This window comes from Ramlibacter sp. PS3R-8 (genome assembly GCF_037572435.1).
Lineage (GTDB): Bacteria > Pseudomonadota > Gammaproteobacteria > Burkholderiales > Burkholderiaceae_C > Ramlibacter.
Map to the genome: position 1 here is coordinate 61,978 of NZ_JBBHGT010000001.1, position 19,846 is coordinate 81,823.

Sequence of the window (19,846 nt, forward strand, 5' to 3'; positions counted from 1 at the left end):
CACTGTCACTGCAAAGTGGTCCCGCCGTTGACGCTGAGGACCTGGCCAGTGATGAAAGCCGCTTCCTCCGAGGCGATATAACTGACGAATGACGCGATCTCATCCATCTCGCCGGCGCGGCCCATGGGTATTACGTCAATGAACCTTTTAAGTAAGGCGTCGTTGTCCTTCACCAGTTCCGCAAGCTGAGGGGTATTGACCGCGCATGGCGCGATAGCGTTGACGGTAATGCCTTCGTGCACGAACTCGAGGGCCAGCCCGCTCCCGATCGCATGGACGCCTCCTTTGGCCGCGTTGTAGGCAGCGTGGGCGTGCAGGCCGCTGCGAACCGAGTCGGCCCCCATATTCACGATACGACCGTAGCGCTGCTCGCGCATCACCGGAAGGGCCGCGCGGCAGCACCAGATGACGGTCCAAAGGTTGCGGTCGATGGTACGGCGAAGGGTTTCCGGGGTGTGTTCGAGGAATGGCAGGATGACGCCTCCGCCGGCGTTATTGACAAGGATGTCCAGACGGCCGAAATTGTCGACGGCCGCGCGGACTGTCTCGATGGCTACCGATTCCTGAGACAGATCACCAGCCACGCCGACAGCTTCGCTGCCGGATGCCCTGATCAACGAAACAGCGGCAGCCAGGCCAGCTTCATCGGCGTCTGCCAACACCAGCCGTGCTCCGTCGGCGGACAGCCTCTCTGCAACTGCCAGACCGATGCCCCGGGCGGCTCCCGTGACTACTGCGACGCGGTTTGCGTGGGGATGAACCTTGAAAGCTTTCATGGGCCGTCTTCACAGGAGGATGCTGATGCGGCCGTGGGGGCGCAAAGCTTCCATGTCAAGCGTGCAACGCTTCGAGCGGATGCGCAGTTCCCCCTCCCTGCGAACGATCGTGTATTCACTGCTACCCACATACAGATCGACGTTGCCCCCTTTGGCGCGGCTGGTGATGAATGCGGCCATGGCCACGCACTGGTCAGCCGACTGCGAGACGACGCGCACATTGCTCACCAGATGCCGCGTTTTGGATCTGGGTTGCTCGGAGAAGGCGGTTCTCTTCATCAGGCGCTTGACCCGCTCGCCGATGCGAAAGTAATCATCAGCGATGTAGAAAAGGTTGCCCTCTGGCGGCGCGTCCTTGGGCAGGTCAGTGGCGGGAACGAGATAACGAGCGTCATCGGTGAATAGCGCAAGCCATTCCTCCAGCTTCCAGTCGTCGAGCAGGGCAGCCTCGTTGAACAAGAAGTCTTCGATCTCGGGGCGGGTGAAAGTCATGGTCATGCGCACGTCTCCTCAATCCTGCTTGTCGATCTTGCCGAGCATCTTGTTCCACTGGGTCCAGAACGCGCGCATCTGGACCTCGTCGTCCATCGCGGGGATCTCCCGACCCATGCCCTTGGAGATATCGTTCCAACCCGCTTCACGGGCGTTGTCGTAACCAGCCTGACACTGCTGTAACGCCTCGACGTCATCGGGCGTTGCGAAACCACCCGGGCCCAGGAACTCGAGGAAATTTTCCAGCCGGTTTTTGCGCGCCCACTCATTCTCGCCAACCGGAGCGAGCGCCCAGGCGTTGACGTTCTGATAGTTTGGCGCCAGCGGGTAGAAAGTCCGCACGGTGATGGCCATGATGTCATTGATGATCAGGTTCGGGAAGATCAACAGGTTGCGGTTGGTCAGCGCAATGCGCTTGGCGCGCTCTTCCCCGAAGCGGGTGGTCAGGCCTGCCAGGAGGCGTTCAACATCCTGCTTGCCGGTTTCCCCCCACGCCGGGATCCATTGCGCAATCGGACGCCCCCAGGGCGCCGCATATTGAATCACTGCATGCCCGCCGCCGAGGTCGACCCCATGACCTTTCAACGGCACCGCAGCGAGCGCGCCGGCGGTTCCCTTCAGATAGTCAAGGTAGCTCGCATGTGTGGTCGAGGCGTGGTAGCCATCAATGCTGTTCTCCACCAGCAACTTCCAGTTCGCGCGGATGCTGTATTCCTGTGTACCGCCCACTACTTCCATTCCGGCTTCGGAATGGTCGGCGACCAGGTCAATGTATTCGCGAGCGTTACCCAGGTAGTCGAAAAGGGAAACCGCTGCCTTGTCGAAGCAGACGAACCAGAAGCCGCGGTATTCCTCAAGGCGCGGAACGCGCGCCAGGTCGACCTCGCCGCCCTGATTGATGGACTCGCTATACGACTCAGCGCCGGGCTGGCTCTTGAGGCCGCCGTCGATACCGAAAACCCAGCCATGGTAAAAGCACTGGAAAGATTTAGCCGTTCCGGCGCGATCGCGGACCACCGTTGCACCGCGATGCGGGCAGGTGTTCAGAAAGGCGTTGACACGTTTTTCCATGTCGCGGCTGAATACGATATTGCGGCCGCCGACGGTGCGAGTGACGAACTGTCCAGGCTTTGGAATTTCCGATACATGGCCAAGGTACAGCCAGCACTTGCTGAAGATAACGTCTCGCTCCGCCTCCAGCACTTCCTGGCTGGTGAATGAAATGCGCGGAACCTTGAATAGTTTGCGCTCCAGATCCACGCGGAGCTGGGTCTTATCCTGGAGTGTGCTCATAAATCTCTCTCTTGGATGGGGTGGGGTGCGGGCATGGTCAAACGCCCAGGTATTGATTCAGCAGGGACTGGTCACCCGCTATGGTTGCGCTGGGTCCCTGCGCGACCACGGAGCCGCGCGAGATCAATACCACGTGATCGGCAATGTCAAAGACCGTTTCCAGGTTCTGGTCGACGATCACGATGGTTAGTCCGCTGCCGCGCAGCGAGCGAAGTACCTTGCGAATCTGCAGCACGATCAGGGGTGCCAACCCTTCGGTAGGCTCGTCAAGAATAAGCAGCCGCGGATTGGTCAGCAGGGCCCGGCCGATCGCCAGCATCTGTTGTTCGCCGCCGGAGAGCTGATCGCCACGGTTGGCGCGGCGCTCGGCCAGCCGTGGGAAGACATCAAAGACACGTTCCAGTGTCCATATGTCCCCTGACCTGGTGGGTGCGCGAGCAGCCAGCGTCAGACTTTCCAGCACCGTAAGCGACGGGAAAACGCCGCGGTTCTCCGGCACATACGCCACGCCCATGCGCGCGATCTCGTGCGTCTGGCGCCCGGCGATGGATTGACCGTCCAGGCGCACGTCCCCAGCGGTGAGTGGCATCAGGCCGACAATGCTGCGCAGCGTGGTCGTCTTGCCGACGCCATTGCGCCCAATGATGCCCAGGAAGCGATCCGGCGCCGCCGCCAGACTGATGCCGTACAGCACGGGAATGCGGCCGTATGCGGCGTGAAGCTCGCGTGCTTCAAGCATGCGCGGGCCCCTTGAAATACACCCGCTGCACACGCTCACTGGCGCGAATTTCAGCCGGTGTGCCCTGCTCGAACAAGGCGCCGCTCTCGAACACGAACACGTGGTCGGTCAATCCCTCGATCACGCGCAGGTCGTGCTCGATGATCAGCAGTGTGAGCGAAGTGGGTAGCCTGGTTTGAAGCATGGCAACGATGGCGTGGGTCTCTTCCTCGCTCATTCCGGCCGTGGGCTCGTCCAGAAGAAGCACCCTTGGCTCTGTCGCCAATGCCAGACCCACTTCAAGCTGGCGCAGCTCGCCATAGGACAGCGCAGCCGCGCAGGTGCCGAGCCGCGCCGTGAGCCCCACCTGCTCCGCGAAGTCGGCGGCGCGGGTCACCACTTCGCGATCATGCGAGCGAGGCGACCATGGATCAAACAACTGCCAGCTTCTTTTCGACTGTACTGAGAGGCGTAGGTTGTCCAGCACGCTCATGTCGGCAAAGACACTGGTCTTCTGGAAGCTGCGGCCAAGGCCGGCATGCCGACGCTGCGCAGGACTCCGTGCGGTGACATCGATGCCGTCCAGCAGGATGGCACCAGAGCTCGCCCGAGAAGTGCCAGACAAAAGGTTCAGAAGCGAGGTCTTCCCGGCTCCGTTCGGTCCCAGTACGCCGTAGCGTCGGCCTGCGTGCAGGGAAAGGGACACATTGTCGATGGCGGTGAACCGGCCATAACGCAAGGTGAGCCCAGCGGTCTGCAGAACGGGGCTCATGATCGCACCTCGGGGCGAACCGGAGACATCGTTGTGTGGCGATTGCGCCGGCGTGTCCATGCTTCAGCCATCAGCGGCACCAGCCCACGTGGCGCATACAGGACGACCACGACGAACACCAGTCCAAGCACCAGGCGCCAGTGGTCAGTCAGCCCGCTCAGGTAGTGGAACAGCGCCAGAAAGATCATGGCGCCCACCAGGGGACCATACAGCGCGGTCGCTCCGCCCAGGATCACCATCAGGATCACCTCGCCGGACGTCGTCCAGAAGAATACGGTCGGATCGACGAAACCAAATAGCGAGGCATGCAGCGCACCGGCGACCGCTGCCGCTGCTCCGGCCATCACAAAGCCTGTCAGCTGGAAAGCACGTACAGGGTAGCCCAGCGCAAGCATGCGACCAGGGTTCTGGCGAATGCCTTCGAATACCGAGCCCATCGCCGATGCGTCCAGCCGCTTAAGAAGCCAGATGAACACCACAAGGCAGGCTAGGGCAACGTAGAAGAAGGTGGCTCCGGTGTCGAGCGACAGCCACGCCGGCGCGTCTTTCCAGAAGGTCGGGCGCGGGATCGAGGTCAAGCCGTTGATGCCCCCCGACCAGGTCTGCGTCGAGAGGATGACCACGTACACAAGCTGGCACATCGCGATTGTGATCATGACGAAGCCGACCCCCCCGAGCCGCAGGACGAGGGCGCCGACCAGCAGCGCAATGACGGCGCCTACCAGCAGTGCCGCAAGCAGCAACAGGAAGAGGTTGTCGGTCACGTTGCGCAGCTGGAAAGCCGCAAGATACGCACCGACGCCGAGAAACATGCCGTGGCCGAAGCTGATGAGGCCCAGCCGGCCGATCAGGATGTTCAGGCTCAGCGCGAAAATGCCCGTGATAAGCAGCTCGATGGCAAACTCGGTCTGCGTGCCGCGGGTGACATGCGGTACAGCCAGAGCCAGCAGCAGGAACAGATATGGCAAGTAGCGGTTCATGCCGGCCTCGCCACGCCCATCAGGCCCTGCGGCCGGAACAGCAAGACAAGGATCAGTACGACATAGATCATGGCCGTCGCGAACTCGGCCAACATGACCTGTCCGAAGACGATGGCGAAGGACACCAGCAGGCTGGCGAGGAGCGCGCCGATCAGCGAGCCCATGCCACCTACGACCACCACGACAAGCGCCGAGATCAAGATCTCGCTGCCCATGCCGGGATATGCGGTGTAGAGAGGTACGGCGAGCGCGCCGCCCAGACCGGCGAGTGCGGCGCCAAGCGCGAACATCACGGTGAACAGGCGCGGCACGTCGATACCGAGTGATGCGGCCATCTGGCGGTCATCGACGCTGGCACGCACCTGGGCGCCAAGCCGCGTGCGGTTGAACAGGAGAAGCAGCGCTCCGACAACACAGGCGCCGACGACAACCACGAACGCCCGATATGTCGGCACCTGCATGCCCGCCACGAAAAAGGTACCGGCCAGGGCCTCCGGCAATTCGATGGTCTGGATTTGCGAGCTCCAGACGATGCGCACCAGTTCGTCGAAACAGAACACCATGCCGAAAGTCAGCAGCACCTGCGGATGCATCCCCCGGCCGTACGTACGCCGCAGAAGCACCCGTTCCAGGATGGCACCGAGCACCGCGGTCATGATGGGCGCCAGTACCAGCGCCAACATGAAGCTGTCAAAGCGACGGGCAACGGTGAGCGCGAAGTACGCCCCCACCATGTACAGCGCGCCGTGTGCCAGGTTGACCACGTGCATCAGGCCGAAGATCAAAGACAAACCCGAGGAGATCAGGAACAGCAGAATCCCCATCTGCAGGGCGTTGATGAGCTGCTCGGCAAAGATGTGCATGGAATCGGACCCAGTCCCTTACAACGCGCATCCCTGGCCCGGATCGCGAACCTGTTCATAGGTCTTGAGGACTTTGTGACCCAGGTTGCCATCGGCTTTTTTTACAACCTCCGTGATATAGACGTTCTGCACCACGTTCCCGGTGCGCGCGTCGATGCTGACGCGTCCACGAGGACTGTCCATCTGCACACTGGTCAGGGCCTTGCGGACTGCAGGCTTGTCTGCCAAGTTGCCCTTCATGGCTCCGACTGTTGCCAGGATCAGCTTGGCGGTGTCGTAGCCCTGCACATGAATCACGTGTGCGACCTTGTTGTACTTCTTGCGAAAGGCGTGCTGGAACGCGTTGTTGCGTGCGGTGTCGATGCTGGCGACGTAGTGACCGCTCCCCAGCATCCCTACGGCTGAATCGCCCATCGCGCCCCAGAACATTTCATCGGCCATGAAAACCGGGCCGCTCACCTTCAGCTTTCCGGTGCGAAGTCCCGATTGTTGGACCTGGTTGACGAAGCGGGGGCCGCCGGTCCCGGGGATGAAGAACCACACGGTGTCAAGGTTGGTGGCCTTGGCGCGTACGTTGGTGATGGTGGGTGCAAAGTCTGAGGTGCCGAGTGCCGGCCATTCTTCAGCGGGTGCCTTGCCGCCCTTTTCCTGGAAGCCCTGCGCGAAGGCGCCCGCCATTTCGCGACCCGCGTCATAGTTGGATCCCACCGTCAGCGCCGACTTGCCGAGCGTTTCCGCAGCGTACAGCCCCATTGGGTAATTGATCTGCCAGTTCGAAAAGGAGGCGCGGATGATGTACGGGCTACACGCCTTGCCGGTCACTTCGTTGTTACCTGCGTTTGGCACCACCAGAAAGGTCTTGCTGCGGTGGATGTCGTCGCGAATCGCAGCGACCACGTGCGAGGCGATCGGGCCGACCACGAAGTCGACGTTGTCATCTTTGACGTACTTGCGCACGAGGCTAAGGGAGGTCTTCGGGTCTTCCTTGTTGTCCTCCGCCAGCAGTACCACTTTTCGTCCGGCGACCTGTCCCCCCGCTTCCTCGAGCGCGAGGTTGAAGCCTTCCATGATTGCCTCGCCATACAGTGCAAACACCCCGGAAGTGGGTAGCAACATGGCGATCTTCAGGTCCTTGGCCTGGGCGCTTGCCGTGCCCGGAAGCGTGAGTGCAGCGGCGATGCCGAGTGCGAGGGCAGCTTGTTTCATCTTGTCTCCTGATGGTTTTCGACGGGGGAACTGCAAAATCACGCCGCTGCGTCGGCTTCCGCGAGGAAGTCTCCGACCAGCCGCACGAAGCGGCTCGCATGTTCTATCTGCGTCCAATGGCCACACTGCCCAAAGACGTGAAGTTGAGCGCGTGGAATGAGCTGTGCGAGCCGCAGCGAAGTTGCCAGAGGCAGCACGCGGTCCTCGCGGCCGTGGATCACCAGGGTTTGGTGAGAGAGGCCAGCAATGCGGTCTTCCGGGCTGGCTAGCGCGTCGACCCAGCGTTGGCGCGGTGCTGGGAACATGGCGGCATAGGCCTCCTGTACGCCCGGCCGTATGCTGGCTTCGTAGCGCATGAGGGCGAGACCGTCGGTGAGCAGCGAAGCGTCATAGGCGAAAGTGCCCATGATCTCCTTCATGTTTTGCACAGAGGGCGTGTATCCCCAGACGGCATCAAGAGCCGGCGTGAGCTCAAACTTCAGCCCGGCCGCCCCCATGAGTACCAAGCGGCGAACGCGTTCGGGATGACGGATGGCAAGGGCCAGGGAAATGGCGCCGCCGAAGGAGTTGCCGACCAGATCCGCCTGTTCGATGTTCAGCGCATCCAGGAATCCGATTGCCTGCTTGACCCACCGGTCCAGGCTATAGGTGCCATCCTTGGATCCGTCGCTGTAGCCGAAGCCTGCCATGTCCGGCGCCAGCACCCGGCGCTCCTTGGCGAGCTCAGGTAGTGCCAATCGCCAATTGGCCCACGCGCTTACACCAGGGCCGGAGCCATGGATCATCACAACCGGTGAACCGGCCCCCATGTCGTGGTAGTTCGTTCGCACTCCAGCTGCAGCGATTGATTTTCCGATCTCGGGCGAGTCGCGCATGTCTTTTCCCTTTAATATCGAGAATTCTGGGTTAGACCACTATTTTCCTGATAGGTACTAACCCGAGAGAATATCGAGATTTCAGTTGATACCCTGTCGACTGATCAGGTGGGAACACATGGAAAGTCAAAACATCGGGCTCTGGGGTGCTTTGGATGGGGGCGCGGAGCCGCGTTCACAGATCGAAGCAGCCTATCGTCAGCTGCGCGAAGACATCATTGGCGGTCGCCACGCGCCCGGCGAACGCCTTCGGGTAGAGCACCTCAAGGACCAATACCACGTGGGCGCGGGCACGTTGCGTGAGGCGTTGGCACTGCTTGTCTCCGACTCTCTCGTCGTCTCGCAGTCACAACGCGGCTTTAGAGTTGCACCGATGTCGCTGGCCGATATTGAGGATCTGACGCGTACCCGCACCATCATGGAATGCGCCGCATTCCGCGACTCGATGCAGGTTGGTGATGATGAATGGGAGGCACGCGTGGTGAGCGCGTATCACAAGCTCTCCCGGGCCGAGGAACGGCTGGCCACCGACGCGGCCAACGTGTTCGACGAATGGGAAGAGCGCAACCGCGCCTTTCACGACGCCCTGACATCGGCGTCCCCCTCAATGTGGATCAAACGCTTCCGGGTCATCCTGTATCAACAGGCACGTCGCTATCGCCGCCTGTCCGCAGTAAGCGCAACCGTACCCCCTAACGTGCACGAAGAGCATCGGCAGATTTTCGAGGCAGCCATGAAGCGCGACGTCGACAGCGCCGAACGCCTTCTTGCACAGCATATCCAGCTGGCGCTCAATGTGATCAAACAGCGGGGAGTCCTGAAGTGATAAGCGTCAGCAAAGAACCAGTCGTCGTCGTCGGCAACGGGTTGGCCGGCATTTCATTTGCCTGCGCCTTGCGACAGGGTGGCTACACAGGCGAGCTGACCCTGCTGTCCGACGAGGCCGAGGCTCCCTATGACCGGCCTCCGCTTTCAAAGGCTTATCTGAAGGACGGCGACACGCAGCGGATTCGTCTGGACGAAAGCCGCCTGAACGGAGCTCGCCTGCTTCGGGGCGTGCGAGCCGAAATGCTTGACCTCGACGGCCGTAAGCTCACCTTGTCTGACGGTCAGGTGATCCCATGGGGAACGTTGGTACTGGCAACCGGCGCGCGTCCGCGTGAGTTGCGATCCCTGGAAGCATTCGGCAAACCAACGCTCACGCTGCGCACTCTTGACGACGCGCGCCGTCTTCGCGAGCTGATTCAACCCGGGCGCCTTCTCCTTTTGATCGGGGCTGGAGTAATCGGGCTGGAGCTGGCGGCTACCGCGCGGGAAGCTGGCTGTGGAGTGACGGTGCTGGAGTCTCAGGCACGCGTCATGGGTCGCACCGCGCCCCCGACGCTATCCGACTATGTAGCGGGCCGGCACCTGCGTGCAGGTGTGGATTTGCGGCTTGGCAGGGTCATGGCTGAATGCGTTGAAGGAGAGGCCGTGCTGGATGACGGCAGCCGCATCGCGCCCGATTTTGTAGTCGTCGGCATCGGTGTTCGCTCGAACGACGAACTCGCTCGCGCCGCTGGTATTCGCTGCGACGACGGCATCTTTGTCGACGGGCACGGGCGCACCAGCGCGCCAGGTGTGCTGGCAGTCGGCGATGTGGCAAGGCAGGTGCACCCGATCAGCGGTGAGGTGGTTCGGATAGAGACTTGGTCAAACGCCCAGATGCAAGGTGCCGCCGCCGCACGCTCCTGGCTGAACTCCGACACGCCTTCATTTGCGGAGACGCCCTGGTACTGGAGCGACCAGTACGATTTGCGCATCCAAGGTGTGGGAATCCCTCGCGGCGAGCGTGAAGTGGTCCGCGGGGATGTGAGCGCCGGAAAATTCGCACTGCTGCAATTTCAGGGACGCAAACTCGTCGGAGCCTCCTGCGTAAACAACGGAAAGGACTTTGGCTTGCTGCGCAAGTTGGTCGGCCTCGAATATGAGGCGAACGACCAGCAGTGGGCCTCGGCCCCGGACTTGCGCAAAATCGCCTGAAGCTAAAAGCTCTCAGAGAATCCGTACTGAGCTCTAACGGCCATGACCTATCAACTAAGCTTGGGCGACGCGGTCCTTGACGACGACCATTCCTGCCTAGCGCAGCTAATGGAGCAACTTCGGGATGGGCCGATTGCGCAGGCTGTAATCACTTTGGACGGGTTGCGTGAGCACGCGCACCGCCATTTTGAACTGGAGAATCTGGAGTTGCGGAACATGAAGGACGGCAACGCCCAGTGTCATATCGACGAGCATGCCGCCGTTCTCCAGTCACTCGGCGAAGTGCGGACCTTCTTGATCGATGATGGAATGTCCCAGGACGCCAAGGCCGCACTTGTCCAGCGGCTGGCAGCACGGCTCATCGAATGGCTGCCGGAGCACGTGCACGCAATGGACGCCGGCGTGGCGGCACACCGTTTCAAGCAGCGTTTCGACGGTGCTCCAATAATTGTCCGGCGACTGGCGGGTTAAGCCGGTCAGTCGCGGCTTGCGCAAGTTGGCTTGAGCTTCACAGCACTGACACCCACACCATGAAGCATCAAACCGACGCCTTCCTCGGCGCCCGAGACCTGTTGCTGAAGCTACGCGACGACCCCGATGCCGCGGTTGACCGTTTCCAGTGGCCGCGACTGCAGGAGTTCAACTGGGCGCTCGACCACTTCGACGTTCTGGCGAAAGGCAACGACGCGCCTGCGCTCTGGATCGTGGAGGCGGACGGGAGTGAGCACCGCACCAGCTTCGCCCAGCTTTCGCGTCGGTCGTCGCAGGTCGCGAATCATCTGCGTTCGCTCGGAGTCCGCCGCGGCGATAGCGTTCTGCTGATGCTGGGCAATGAACCCGCGCTGTGGGAGGTGATGCTGGCTGCGATGAAGATCGGCGCCGTGGTGATCCCCGCCACCTCGCTGTTGACGCCCGAAGACCTGCGTGACCGACTCGAAAGAGGTGCTGTCCGGCACGTGGTGACCAATACGACGCAAGCCTCGAAGTTCGATGGACTTGCGGGAGAATACTCACGGATTTGTGTCGGAACACCGGCGGGGGGATGGTTGCGCTATGAGGACTCGGAGGCGGCGCCGGCCGACTATGCGCCGGATGCAGCGACGCTCGCGACGGACCCGCTCCTGCTCTACTTCACCTCTGGGACTACGTCGAAACCGAAGCTCGTGCTGCACACGCACGAGAGTTACCCCGTCGGACATCTGTCCACGATGTATTGGCTCGGCCTGCGGCCCGGTGACATCCACCTGAACATCTCTTCGCCGGGATGGGCCAAGCACGCCTGGAGCTGCTTATTCGCACCCTGGAATGCAGGCGCCTGCGTCTTTATTCACAACAACCCCCGCTTTTCCGCGCCGGCATTACTCGAGACGCTCGCCCGCTGCGAGGTGACAAGCCTGTGCGCTCCCCCAACGGTTTGGCGCATGCTGATCCAGGAAGACCTGCACGCGTGGAAGCAGAAGCTGGCACTGCGATCGGTGGTCGGCGCCGGGGAGCCGCTCAATCCGGAAATCATCGAGAAGGTCCAGGATGCGTGGGGTCTGCAGCTGCGCGACGGCTACGGGCAAACGGAGACTTCTGCCCAGGTTGGCAACTCACCTGGCCTGCCGGTGAAGCCGGGTTCGATGGGCAAACCGCTGCCCGGCTTCAGGATCGTGCTGCTCGATGCGGACGGTCGCGAAGCAGATGAAGGCGAAGTCTGCATCGACCTCAATCAACGACCCACCGGCCTCATGTCGGGCTACCAGGACAGCGCAGAGAAGACGGCCGAGGCCATGCGCGATGGCTACTACCACACAGGTGACACTGCGGCGCGTGACGCAGAGGGCTACTACACCTTTGTCGGCCGGGCAGACGACGTGTTCAAGGCATCTGACTACCGCATCAGCCCGTTCGAGCTCGAAAGTGCGCTCATCGAGCACGAGGCTGTCGTCGAGGTCGCGGTCGTGCCTAGTCCGGACGCGGTGCGCCTGGCCGTGCCGAAGGCGTACCTGCTGCTTGCGCCCGGTCGCGTGCGCGATGCGGCACTGGCCGAAGACATCCTTGCATTCGCGCGGCGGAAGCTCGCCCCCTACAAGCGCGTGCGTCGCATCGAGTTCGTCGATGAGCTGCCCAAGACGATCTCGGGAAAGATCCGCCGCGTGCAATTGCGTGCGCAAGAAGCCACCCGCTTTGCCAAAGGTGAGCGGGGTTCCGAGGAGTATCGTGAGGAGGATTTCCCGCGTTTGCGGCAGGAGGGATGACCATGCGCGCCGCGTATTACGAGAAGGTCGGACCGGCACGTGACGTTCTGCACGTCGGTGAGGTTCCAACGCCCGAACCTGCCGCGGGTGAAGTGCGGGTCCGGGTGCGCTGGTCCGGCGTGAATCCGTCTGACGTCAAGTCGCGCAGCGGCCTTCGCCACCGGACCCTTGCTTTCCCGCGCGTGATTCCGCACAGCGATGGCTCAGGGGTCATCGATAGGGTGGGGGCGGGAATCGACCGCAGCCGCATTGGTGAGCGCGTGTGGCTATGGAACGCTGCCTGGGGGCGCGCCTTTGGGACAGCGGCCGAGTACGTCTGCCTGCCTTCGCGGATGGCCGTGAAACTGCCGGAGGGTGTCGACGAGGTGGTTGGTGCATGTCTCGGCATCCCCGCCCTCACGGCAATGCATGCCGTGCTGATGGATGGGGGCGTGGCGGGCAAGACGGTGCTGGTGAGCGGCGGCGCGGGGGCCGTCGGCCACTATGCGATCCAGCTCGCGGGCCGCCTCGGCGCCGCACGCGTGATCAGCACCGTGAGCGGCCCGGTGAAGGCGGCGCTTGCGGCCGCCGCGGGTGCGGATGACGTCATCAACTACAAAACTGAGGATGTGGTGCAGCGAGTGCGCGACATCACCTCCGGCGCCGGCGTGGACCGAGCAATCGAAATGGACGTCGCGGTGAACGGTGCGCAGGACCTGGAACTTTTGCGGATTGGCGGCGACTGCGTCGCTTACGGCAGCAGTCCCGCGCCCTTGAACCTGGCTTTCCCGACCCTGTTGGCGAAGAACATCCAGCTTCGTTTCTTCATGGTCTACCACCTGGCCGATGCGGACCGTGAACGCGCGATAGCCACGCTGCACCGGATGCTCAAGCTCGGGGCGCTCACGCACAACATCGGTGAGCGCATGCCATTGGCTGACATCGTCGAGGCACATGAGAAGGTCGAGCAGGGTAAGGTCGCGGGGAACCTTGTACTGGCCGTGTGACCAGCCGTCTGTACCCGCTGTCCTTCTATGGGGGTACAGTACGGGGTACCGCTCCAGAAGGATTTCAGAAATTCCTTCTGCGACTGGTACTTAGGCGCCCAATACTGCTGCCTGTCGCTCCGCCAGAACCGATTTCGAGGAGGCCCAGAATGGTCTCCCGAAGCAGCAAAGAGCCCTGATGACTCAGGGCTTTTTGTTTTTTGCGCTGTCTCCTGCGTGCGCCGTCTCAAGGATGAGTACCGATAGGCACACCACGCTCAATGCACTTTGATAAGCGCCATCGGTGAAGTTACCTACTTGCGTGACTACAAGTGTCGTCACGTATGCTGGTCACATGGACACGAGCTTTTTTCCGAACCTGGTAGACGCAGCCTTTGTCGTCGCAGCTGCTCTGATCGTGGCGTGCGCTGCTGTTTTTGGCGCACGCTGGTGGCGTGCGCCGCGGTCTCGATCCGACCTTCGAGACTCTTCGATTTCGACCCTGGTCTTCCCGCCGGAATCGAAGCTCCATTAGGACGCGTGAGTCGGCGAGGGCGACGCTGGAAGGCTGCGGCCCGTGGCGCGCAAGAGGTGGGCAACGGTCTCCAGCCCCGTAGGGCAGTGCTCCATGTCGATGGTGACGAAGTCGAGGCCGGTCGTGCCCATTGCCTTGACCAGCACCGGGCTGGCCGAGAATCACTGCGTGCCGGGGAGGGTGCGGCCCTCGCGCAGGCGCTGTACGAGGGAGTTTGCGACCGGGGTCATGCCTCGTCGGCGGAGGTTCGCTTCATTTGTTTCCTGCTTGTTGTGAGGCAAGTCTAGGAGCCGGGTGCCGAGAACGAAGGCGAATTATCTTCGTGGCGATCCATCGACTGGGCCACACGGCTGGCTTCGCGGAAGGTGAGGTTTCACCGTGCACAGCCCTGAAGCGCTGGCTTGTCTGGCCGATGATCCCCGCGGCTCCTATGTCGACCTACCAAATGTCGGCTCACGCGAGAACACCCAGATCCCCAGCAGTACCAAGCCGGTCCCAAGAACGATCCCTGCGGTCAACGTTTCGTCAAGCAGTAGCACGCTCAGGAAGATGGTGGACAAGGGCCCGACCATGCTGACCTGGGAGTACAGCGCGGGTCCCAGCCGCGCGATGGCCATCATCACGAGCAGCACCGGGATAGCCGTGCACAGGGTGGCGTTCAACAGCGAAAGCCAGATGACCTGTGGCGCCAGCGTGACCACGCTGCTCCAGGGCCGCAGCAGTGTGAATTGCAGGATGCAGCACAGGCAGGCGAAGGTGGTCGCCAGGCCGACGAGCCGGGTCGCGCCGAGAATCTGCACCATCTGCCCGCTGTAGACCAGGTAAACGGCATAACTGATGGCGCTGCCGAGAACGAGCGCGAAGCCCCATGCGGCACCGGGGCCGAGCGTGCCGAACTCACGGCCGAACACCAGCGCCACGCCGAGGTAGCTGATGGCACTGCCGGCCAGGTGCATGCGGGTCACGCGCTTGCCGTGCAGAAGCCATCCGAGCAGCAGCACGAAGGTCGGTGTCAGGTACAGGACCAGCCGTTCGAGCGATGCGCTGATGTAGGCGAGCCCAGCGAAGTCGAGGTAGCTGGCGAGGTAATAGCCGGAGAAGCCCAGTCCGGCGATGCCCGCCCATTGCTTGCCGTTCAGGGGCGGCTGGCCCCGGCCCGCCCAGGCAGCCATCAGCACGAACAGCGGCAGCGCGAACAACATGCGCAGCATCAGCAGGGTCACCGCATCCACGCCGTAACGGTACGCCATCTTGGCGATGATGGCCTTGCCGCTGAAGGCGATCGAACCGGCCGCGGCCACGGCAAGGCCAGGCAGCAGGCCGGACGGCCCGCCGCCATCCGTCGTGCGACCCATCAGCCGAGCTTGATGCCGGCTTGCTGTATCAGGCGTCCCGCCTTGGCGCGTTCGTCGGCGATCATGGCCGCGAACTGCTCGGGCGTGGAGGTGACGAGTTCGGCGCCCTGGGAGTCGTAGACACCACCGATCTCGGGCCGCTGCATGCCCGCGACGATCGCCCGGTTGAGCACCAGGATCACGTCGGCAGGCGTGCCCTGGCGTGTGATGACGCCTTGCCACGCGCGCCCTTCGAACCCGGGCAAGCCGCTCTCCGCGATGGTGGGCACGTCCGGCAGCAGCTTCGAACGCTTCGCCGTGGACACGGCCAGCGCGCGCACCTTGTTCGCCTTGACCTGCGCCGAGGCCGTGGCCAGGTCGACGAACATCAGGTCGACGTGGTCGCCCAGCACGTTCGTCAGGCCTTCGCTGGCTCCCTTGAACGGAACGTGCGAGATGGCCAGGCCCGCGCGGCTCTTGAACTGCTCCGCGATCATGTGTGGCGGCGTCGCGTTGCCGGCGGAGGCGTAGCTCAGCTTCCCAGGCTGGGCCTTGGCCAGGGCGACCAGGTCCTGCACGGACTTCACCGCCAGCGACGGCCGCACCACCAGCACCGCGGGTGCGCTGACCAGCAGCGTGATGGGAGCGAAATCCTTTTCGAGGCTGAACGACAGGTTCGGCTGCAGGTGCGGCATCACGGCCATGTTGGTGTCGCCGCAGATCAGCAGCGTGTGGCCGTCCGGCGCCTGTCGCGACAGGTGCTCCAGCGCGATCATGGTGCCGCCGCCAGGGCGGTTCTCCACGATCGCGTTCTTCCCGAGCTCGGCCTGCAGGGCGCGGGCGACGGCGCGCGCGCTTGTGTCGTTCAGCCCGCCCGGCGGGAACGGGGAGATGACGGTGATGGTCCTGGTCGGAAAGTCGGCTGCGCGCGCGGGGCCGCCCAGCAGCGCCGCGGCAGGTGCGAGCGCCCCGCCGGCGAGCAGCTTGCGGCGGCTGATGAAGAAGGCGTCATGCATCGGTTCGTTTCCCCGTCTTGCGATCGTATTGGGTGAAGGCGCCTTCGCGCCGGATGCCGGCCATTTCGAGGCCGGTGCGGATGCGATCGATCTCGGAGGCGGCGAGTTTCAGCAGGGGCGGGCGCACCGTGGCACCGGGCAGGCGTCCGAGCGCCACTTGTGCTTCCTTCATGCGGTTGTGCTGGTCCAGCCGCGGGGAGCCGTAGAAGATGCCGGTGGTGATGTACAGCCGGTCGGCATGGCGGCGCGCGGCCTCCAGGTCGTTCGCCTTCACCGCTTCGTACAAGGCGCACTGCAAGTCGGCAATGGTGCTTCCCGAGCCCGAGATGATGCCGTCGCAGCCGGTCACCAGGGAAGGCAGCAGCCAGGGGTTGTGCGCGCTGAAGACGGTGACCTTCCGCGGGCCATGCTGGATCTCACGTACCGTCTTCTCAAGGAACACCGGATGGTCCGACACGTCCTTGATGCCGCAGATGGCCGGGATCTCGTCGACCAGGCGGTGCAGTACCTCGTGGCTGTGACCGAGGTCCGCGACGCGGAACTGGAAAATGATCAGGGGCAGGTCGCTCGCCGCGGCGATGTGCCGGTAATGGTTCAGCACCACCTCGGGCCGGTGGTTGGCGCCGCCGCTGAAGATGCCGGGCGGAAACACCAGCAGTGCAGAGGCACCGCCGCGTTGCGCCATCCTGGCCACGCGTGCCGCCTCCAGGCTGCCTTCCGGGTAGATGCCCTGGATCACGTGCGTGCGGTCACCCACGGCCTCTACCGTCGTCGCCAGGACCTGCTCCTGCTCCTCGAAAGTGCACGAGCTGATCTCCGATGCGTGCGCATTTATCACCAGCGACTTCACGCCGTCGACGGCAGCGACGTCGCGCACGTGCTTCGCCAGCGATGCCGTATCGATGGAATAGTCCTCCCGCATCGGCAACAGGCAGGCGGGGATGACCCCCCGCGCCTGAAAAGTACTCTTGCTGCTCATGTCTCGTCTTTTCCCTTCAATGTGCGCCGGCCGCGCTGCGTTCGAAGTCGCGCAACACCTGGCCGGGCCGGCGCTGCTGCGACACGGTGCCATCATCGCCGACCACGCGCTCGCCGTTCACCCACACGCCGTGGACGCCCACGGCAGGGCGCACCACGCGCGCTGCGCCAGCCGGCAGGTCTTCCACGCGCCGCGCCTTGCCCCGGCTGACCGTGGCGGGGTCGAAAAGCATCAGGTCGGCCCAGTGGCCGGCTTGCAGGCGGCCGCGGCCTTTCAGGCCGAAGATGTCGGCCGGTTGCGCCGTGAGCTTGCGCACCGCCTCGCCGAGCTTGAAGACGCCCAGGTCGCGGGACCATTTGCCCAGCAGGTGCAGGCCGAAGCCGGCATCGCAGAAAAAGCTGAGATGCGCACCGGCGTCCGAGAGGGTCACGTAGTTGTCCGGGTCGGCGATCAGCTTCGCCACCTCGGCGTCATCCGAGTTCAGGAGGGTGGCCGTGAAGCGCGTGCGCAGGGTTTCGGACAGGCCCAGGTCCAGCAGGGCGTCGAGCGGTTCCTTGCCGCTGGCCGCGGCGATGTCGGCGATCGAGCGGCCTTCGAGCGCCGCGTTCTCGGGAGACATGACCTCGAGCACGTGCAGCTTGTCCCACTCGCTGTTGAAGGCGCGCTTGCCGCGCAGTGCCACCAGGTCCCGCTTCACGGCGGCACGGAAGGCGGGGTCCCGGTAGACCGCGGCGAGTTCTTCGGCGCCATGGGCCGTCATGGCCGGCAACCATGCCGGGAAGCCTTCGAACATGTACGCGGACTCCAGCGTGAAGTCCATCGTCAGGGGGCAGCAGGTGACTTCGCCCCACATTCGGGCGCCTCGGCGGCGAGCCGCCGCGATCTCGGCCAGGAAGCCGCTGGCGCGCGTCGGGTTCGCGGGGTTGTGCAGGAAGCCCGACACGAGCGTCGGGCGTCGGTTGGCGAGCGCCAGGACCTCGAGTTCGGCGATCGACGTGCACGCGCCCTTGGTCGTCATGAACACGCCGCGCCCGCTGTCGCCCAGCACCCGGGTCAATGCGCGCAGCTCGCGTTCGTCCGCCAGCCGCGACGGCATCGGCACGCCGCCTTCGCCGTTGTGCGGCTCGTTGGTCGTCGACGAGAAGCCCACGGCGCCCGCTTCCAGCGCATCGCGCACGACTTGCGCCATGCGGGCGATCTCCTCGTCGGTGGCAGCGCGGGCCGACGCGTCCGCGCCCATCACGTACGTGCGCACCGAGGAGTGGCCGACGAAGCCCGCCACGTTGGGCCCGACGCCAAGCCGCTGCAGCATGTCCAGGTACTGCGGAAAACTCTCGAACTCCCACCGGATGCCGGCGCGCAGCGCGTCCAGTGACATGCCTTCGACGTGCGTCAGGTTGCGCATCGTCAGGTCACGGTGCTCGGGCCGGCAAGGCGCGATGGTGAAGCCGCAGTTGCCCATTACGACGGTCGTCACGCCGTTGGCGGGCGACGGGTCTGCGAACGGATCCCAGGTGATCTGCGCGTCGTAGTGCGTGTGCCCGTCGATGATGCCGGGCATCAGCACGCGGCCGGCTGCGTCGATCGTCTCGCGGGCCTCGCCTTGCACGTCCGGGCCGACGGCCGCGATGCGGCCATCCTGCACGGCCAGGCTGCCGGGGTAGGGATCGCCGCCGCTGCCGTCGGCGATCCGGGCGTTGCGGATCAGGAGGTCGAACATTCGCATCACTCCGCCCGGATTCCGAGGTCCTTGATGATGGGCGCCCACATCTTCTGCTCCGCGGTGATCCGCCGCAGCGCGCCCGTGCTGCTGGTGTCTTCCGGTACCTCGGCGCCCAGCGCCAGGAAGCGCTCGCGCGTGTCCTTGCGTTGCAGGAACGCGGCGATCTCGGTCTCCAGCTTCTGCTCGATGGGTTTCGGCGTGCCGGCGGGCAGGGCCAGGCCGAACCAGGTTTCCACCACGACGTCCGGGAAGCCCTGCTCGGCCAGCGTGGGCACGTCGGGCAGGGCCTTGGACCGCGTGGCACTGCTGACGGCCAGCGCGCGCAGCTTGCCCTCCTTGATCAAGGGAACACCGGTGGGATCGGTGAACATCAGGTTCACGCGGCCGGCCATCACGTCCATGCGCGCGGGCGGCCCACCCTTGTAGGGAATGTGCAGCATGCGAAAGCCGGCGCTGCGCGCGAACAGCTCGCCCGCGAGCTGGGCGGTGCTGCCGGTGCCCGACGAGGCCTGCGTCAGCTTCCCTGGGTTGGCCTTGCCGTATGCCACGATGTCGGCCACCGACTTGAACGGTGAATCGGGCGGCACCACGAGGATGGTCCCATAGGCGATGCCAGTGAGCAGGTGGTGGAAGTCCTTGAGCGGATCGAAGGGCATCTTCGCGTAGATCCAGGGATTGATCGCGAAGGTGGCATTGGTGGTGACAACCATGTTGTACCCGTCGGGCGGGGACTTCGCGACCAGGTCGGCCCCGATGTTGCCGGTGGCGCCGGGCTTGTAATCGACCACCACCGGCTGGCCCAGCCGCTCCTTGAGTCCCTCGCCGATGAGTTGAGCGAACGTGCCCGTCAGCGACCCGGCGCCAAAGGGCACGATGATGCGGATCGGGCGGCTGGGGTAGTCGGCCTGCGACCAAGCCAGCGGGGCGGCGCCCGCGAGTGCGGCGCCAAGCACGTGTCTCCTGGAAATCATGGAATGCTCCTGTACGCCAGCGGCGTTGCGCACGTGGCTGCAGCGATGCTAGGTTCGAGCCGCGGCGGCCGAAAGCGACTTTTTTT

19 protein-coding genes are annotated in these 19,846 nt (G+C 63.8%); 5 read left to right on the forward strand and 14 right to left on the reverse strand.

Features of this window, described 5'->3' with window-relative positions; genetic code table 11:
- Positions 1 to 5: 5 nt before the first annotated feature.
- The 9 genes from WG902_RS00315 to WG902_RS00355 are packed head-to-tail and all read right to left on the reverse strand — an operon-like array spanning position 6 to position 7,975.
- Positions 6 to 776: an SDR family oxidoreductase gene (locus tag WG902_RS00315; RefSeq protein WP_340057879.1), complete on the reverse strand. Its 771-nt coding sequence runs from the start codon at positions 774 to 776 to the stop codon at positions 6 to 8.
- Between the two features lie 9 nt (positions 777 to 785).
- A complete protein-coding gene (locus WG902_RS00320; protein WP_340057880.1) occupies positions 786 to 1,274 on the reverse strand; it encodes an aromatic-ring-hydroxylating dioxygenase subunit beta in 489 nt (162 codons plus the stop codon).
- Between the two features lie 12 nt (positions 1,275 to 1,286).
- Positions 1,287 to 2,561: an aromatic ring-hydroxylating oxygenase subunit alpha gene (locus tag WG902_RS00325; RefSeq protein ID WP_340057881.1), complete on the reverse strand. Its 1,275-nt coding sequence runs from the start codon at positions 2,559 to 2,561 to the stop codon at positions 1,287 to 1,289.
- A 37-nt stretch (positions 2,562 to 2,598) separates the two neighbouring features.
- Positions 2,599 to 3,300, reverse strand: a complete 702-nt coding sequence (locus tag WG902_RS00330) for an ABC transporter ATP-binding protein (protein ID WP_340057882.1) — start codon at positions 3,298 to 3,300, stop codon at positions 2,599 to 2,601.
- A complete protein-coding gene (locus WG902_RS00335) occupies positions 3,293 to 4,051 on the reverse strand; it encodes an ABC transporter ATP-binding protein (RefSeq protein ID WP_340057883.1) in 759 nt (252 codons plus the stop codon). The genes WG902_RS00330 and WG902_RS00335 overlap by 8 nt, the downstream gene beginning before the upstream one ends.
- Complete coding sequence (locus WG902_RS00340) at positions 4,048 to 5,031, reverse strand: branched-chain amino acid ABC transporter permease (protein WP_340057884.1); 984 nt, start codon at positions 5,029 to 5,031, stop codon at positions 4,048 to 4,050. The genes WG902_RS00335 and WG902_RS00340 overlap by 4 nt, the downstream gene beginning before the upstream one ends.
- The gene (locus WG902_RS00345; RefSeq protein WP_340057885.1) at positions 5,028 to 5,894 is read right to left on the reverse strand and encodes a branched-chain amino acid ABC transporter permease; all 867 of its coding nucleotides are present in this window, start codon (positions 5,892 to 5,894) and stop codon (positions 5,028 to 5,030) included. Before WG902_RS00345 ends, WG902_RS00340 begins: the two co-directional genes overlap by 4 nt.
- 18 nt (positions 5,895 to 5,912) lie before the next feature.
- Positions 5,913 to 7,100, reverse strand: coding sequence for an ABC transporter substrate-binding protein (locus WG902_RS00350; RefSeq protein WP_340057886.1), 1,188 nt, complete (start codon positions 7,098 to 7,100; stop codon positions 5,913 to 5,915).
- A 38-nt stretch (positions 7,101 to 7,138) separates the two neighbouring features.
- Complete coding sequence (locus WG902_RS00355) at positions 7,139 to 7,975, reverse strand: alpha/beta fold hydrolase (protein WP_340057887.1); 837 nt, start codon at positions 7,973 to 7,975, stop codon at positions 7,139 to 7,141.
- 118 nt (positions 7,976 to 8,093) lie between these two features.
- On the opposite strand from WG902_RS00355, the gene WG902_RS00360 reads away from it, so the two are divergent.
- The 5 genes from WG902_RS00360 to WG902_RS00380 are packed head-to-tail and all read left to right on the forward strand — an operon-like array spanning position 8,094 to position 13,223.
- Positions 8,094 to 8,801, forward strand: coding sequence for an FCD domain-containing protein (locus tag WG902_RS00360; RefSeq protein ID WP_340057888.1), 708 nt, complete (start codon positions 8,094 to 8,096; stop codon positions 8,799 to 8,801).
- Positions 8,798 to 9,997 carry an NAD(P)/FAD-dependent oxidoreductase gene (locus tag WG902_RS00365; protein WP_340057889.1) on the forward strand — a complete coding sequence of 400 codons (1,200 nt, stop codon included), beginning with the start codon at positions 8,798 to 8,800 and terminating at the stop codon, positions 9,995 to 9,997. The genes WG902_RS00360 and WG902_RS00365 overlap by 4 nt, the downstream gene beginning before the upstream one ends.
- 42 nt (positions 9,998 to 10,039) lie before the next feature.
- Positions 10,040 to 10,468, forward strand: coding sequence for a hemerythrin domain-containing protein (locus WG902_RS00370; RefSeq protein ID WP_340057890.1), 429 nt, complete (start codon positions 10,040 to 10,042; stop codon positions 10,466 to 10,468).
- A 59-nt stretch (positions 10,469 to 10,527) separates the two neighbouring features.
- Positions 10,528 to 12,237, forward strand: coding sequence for an AMP-binding protein (locus tag WG902_RS00375; protein ID WP_340057891.1), 1,710 nt, complete (start codon positions 10,528 to 10,530; stop codon positions 12,235 to 12,237).
- Positions 12,234 to 13,223 carry an NADPH:quinone reductase gene (locus WG902_RS00380; RefSeq protein ID WP_340057892.1) on the forward strand — a complete coding sequence of 330 codons (990 nt, stop codon included), beginning with the start codon at positions 12,234 to 12,236 and terminating at the stop codon, positions 13,221 to 13,223. Before WG902_RS00375 ends, WG902_RS00380 begins: the two co-directional genes overlap by 4 nt.
- Before the next feature lie 942 nt (positions 13,224 to 14,165).
- Here the strand turns inward: WG902_RS00380 and WG902_RS00385 are convergent.
- The 5 genes from WG902_RS00385 to WG902_RS00405 are packed head-to-tail and all read right to left on the reverse strand — an operon-like array spanning position 14,166 to position 19,760.
- A complete protein-coding gene (locus WG902_RS00385) occupies positions 14,166 to 15,092 on the reverse strand; it encodes a DMT family transporter (protein ID WP_340057893.1) in 927 nt (308 codons plus the stop codon).
- Positions 15,092 to 16,087 (reverse strand): Bug family tripartite tricarboxylate transporter substrate binding protein, encoded by a 996-nt coding sequence (locus WG902_RS00390; protein WP_340057894.1) that lies wholly within the window; start codon positions 16,085 to 16,087, stop codon positions 15,092 to 15,094. The genes WG902_RS00385 and WG902_RS00390 overlap by 1 nt, the downstream gene beginning before the upstream one ends.
- Positions 16,080 to 17,066, reverse strand: coding sequence for a dihydrodipicolinate synthase family protein (locus tag WG902_RS00395; protein ID WP_340057895.1), 987 nt, complete (start codon positions 17,064 to 17,066; stop codon positions 16,080 to 16,082). The genes WG902_RS00390 and WG902_RS00395 overlap by 8 nt, the downstream gene beginning before the upstream one ends.
- Before the next feature lie 16 nt (positions 17,067 to 17,082).
- Positions 17,083 to 18,786, reverse strand: coding sequence for an N-acyl-D-amino-acid deacylase family protein (locus WG902_RS00400; protein WP_340057896.1), 1,704 nt, complete (start codon positions 18,784 to 18,786; stop codon positions 17,083 to 17,085).
- 5 nt (positions 18,787 to 18,791) lie between these two features.
- Positions 18,792 to 19,760 (reverse strand): Bug family tripartite tricarboxylate transporter substrate binding protein, encoded by a 969-nt coding sequence (locus WG902_RS00405; protein ID WP_340057897.1) that lies wholly within the window; start codon positions 19,758 to 19,760, stop codon positions 18,792 to 18,794.
- Between the last annotated feature and the right edge of the window lie 86 nt (positions 19,761 to 19,846).

Coding starts and splice junctions, on each gene's coding strand:
- WG902_RS00350 (WP_340057886.1), bottom strand. CDS start 7,100: ATGAAACAAGCTGCCCTCGCACTCGGCATCGCCGCTGCACTCACGCTT.
- WG902_RS00370 (WP_340057890.1), top strand. CDS start 10,040: ATGACCTATCAACTAAGCTTGGGCGACGCGGTCCTTGACGACGACCAT.
- WG902_RS00395 (WP_340057895.1), bottom strand. CDS start 17,066: ATGAGCAGCAAGAGTACTTTTCAGGCGCGGGGGGTCATCCCCGCCTGC.
- WG902_RS00345 (WP_340057885.1), bottom strand. CDS start 5,894: ATGCACATCTTTGCCGAGCAGCTCATCAACGCCCTGCAGATGGGGATT.
- WG902_RS00380 (WP_340057892.1), top strand. CDS start 12,234: ATGACCATGCGCGCCGCGTATTACGAGAAGGTCGGACCGGCACGTGAC.
- WG902_RS00400 (WP_340057896.1), bottom strand. CDS start 18,786: ATGTTCGACCTCCTGATCCGCAACGCCCGGATCGCCGACGGCAGCGGC.
- WG902_RS00385 (WP_340057893.1), bottom strand. CDS start 15,092: ATGGGTCGCACGACGGATGGCGGCGGGCCGTCCGGCCTGCTGCCTGGC.
- WG902_RS00325 (WP_340057881.1), bottom strand. CDS start 2,561: ATGAGCACACTCCAGGATAAGACCCAGCTCCGCGTGGATCTGGAGCGC.
- WG902_RS00355 (WP_340057887.1), bottom strand. CDS start 7,975: ATGCGCGACTCGCCCGAGATCGGAAAATCAATCGCTGCAGCTGGAGTG.
- WG902_RS00405 (WP_340057897.1), bottom strand. CDS start 19,760: ATGATTTCCAGGAGACACGTGCTTGGCGCCGCACTCGCGGGCGCCGCC.
- WG902_RS00340 (WP_340057884.1), bottom strand. CDS start 5,031: ATGAACCGCTACTTGCCATATCTGTTCCTGCTGCTGGCTCTGGCTGTA.
- WG902_RS00320 (WP_340057880.1), bottom strand. CDS start 1,274: ATGACCATGACTTTCACCCGCCCCGAGATCGAAGACTTCTTGTTCAAC.
- WG902_RS00335 (WP_340057883.1), bottom strand. CDS start 4,051: ATGAGCCCCGTTCTGCAGACCGCTGGGCTCACCTTGCGTTATGGCCGG.
- WG902_RS00315 (WP_340057879.1), bottom strand. CDS start 776: ATGAAAGCTTTCAAGGTTCATCCCCACGCAAACCGCGTCGCAGTAGTC.
- WG902_RS00360 (WP_340057888.1), top strand. CDS start 8,094: ATGGAAAGTCAAAACATCGGGCTCTGGGGTGCTTTGGATGGGGGCGCG.
- WG902_RS00390 (WP_340057894.1), bottom strand. CDS start 16,087: ATGCATGACGCCTTCTTCATCAGCCGCCGCAAGCTGCTCGCCGGCGGG.
- WG902_RS00330 (WP_340057882.1), bottom strand. CDS start 3,300: ATGCTTGAAGCACGCGAGCTTCACGCCGCATACGGCCGCATTCCCGTG.
- WG902_RS00375 (WP_340057891.1), top strand. CDS start 10,528: ATGAAGCATCAAACCGACGCCTTCCTCGGCGCCCGAGACCTGTTGCTG.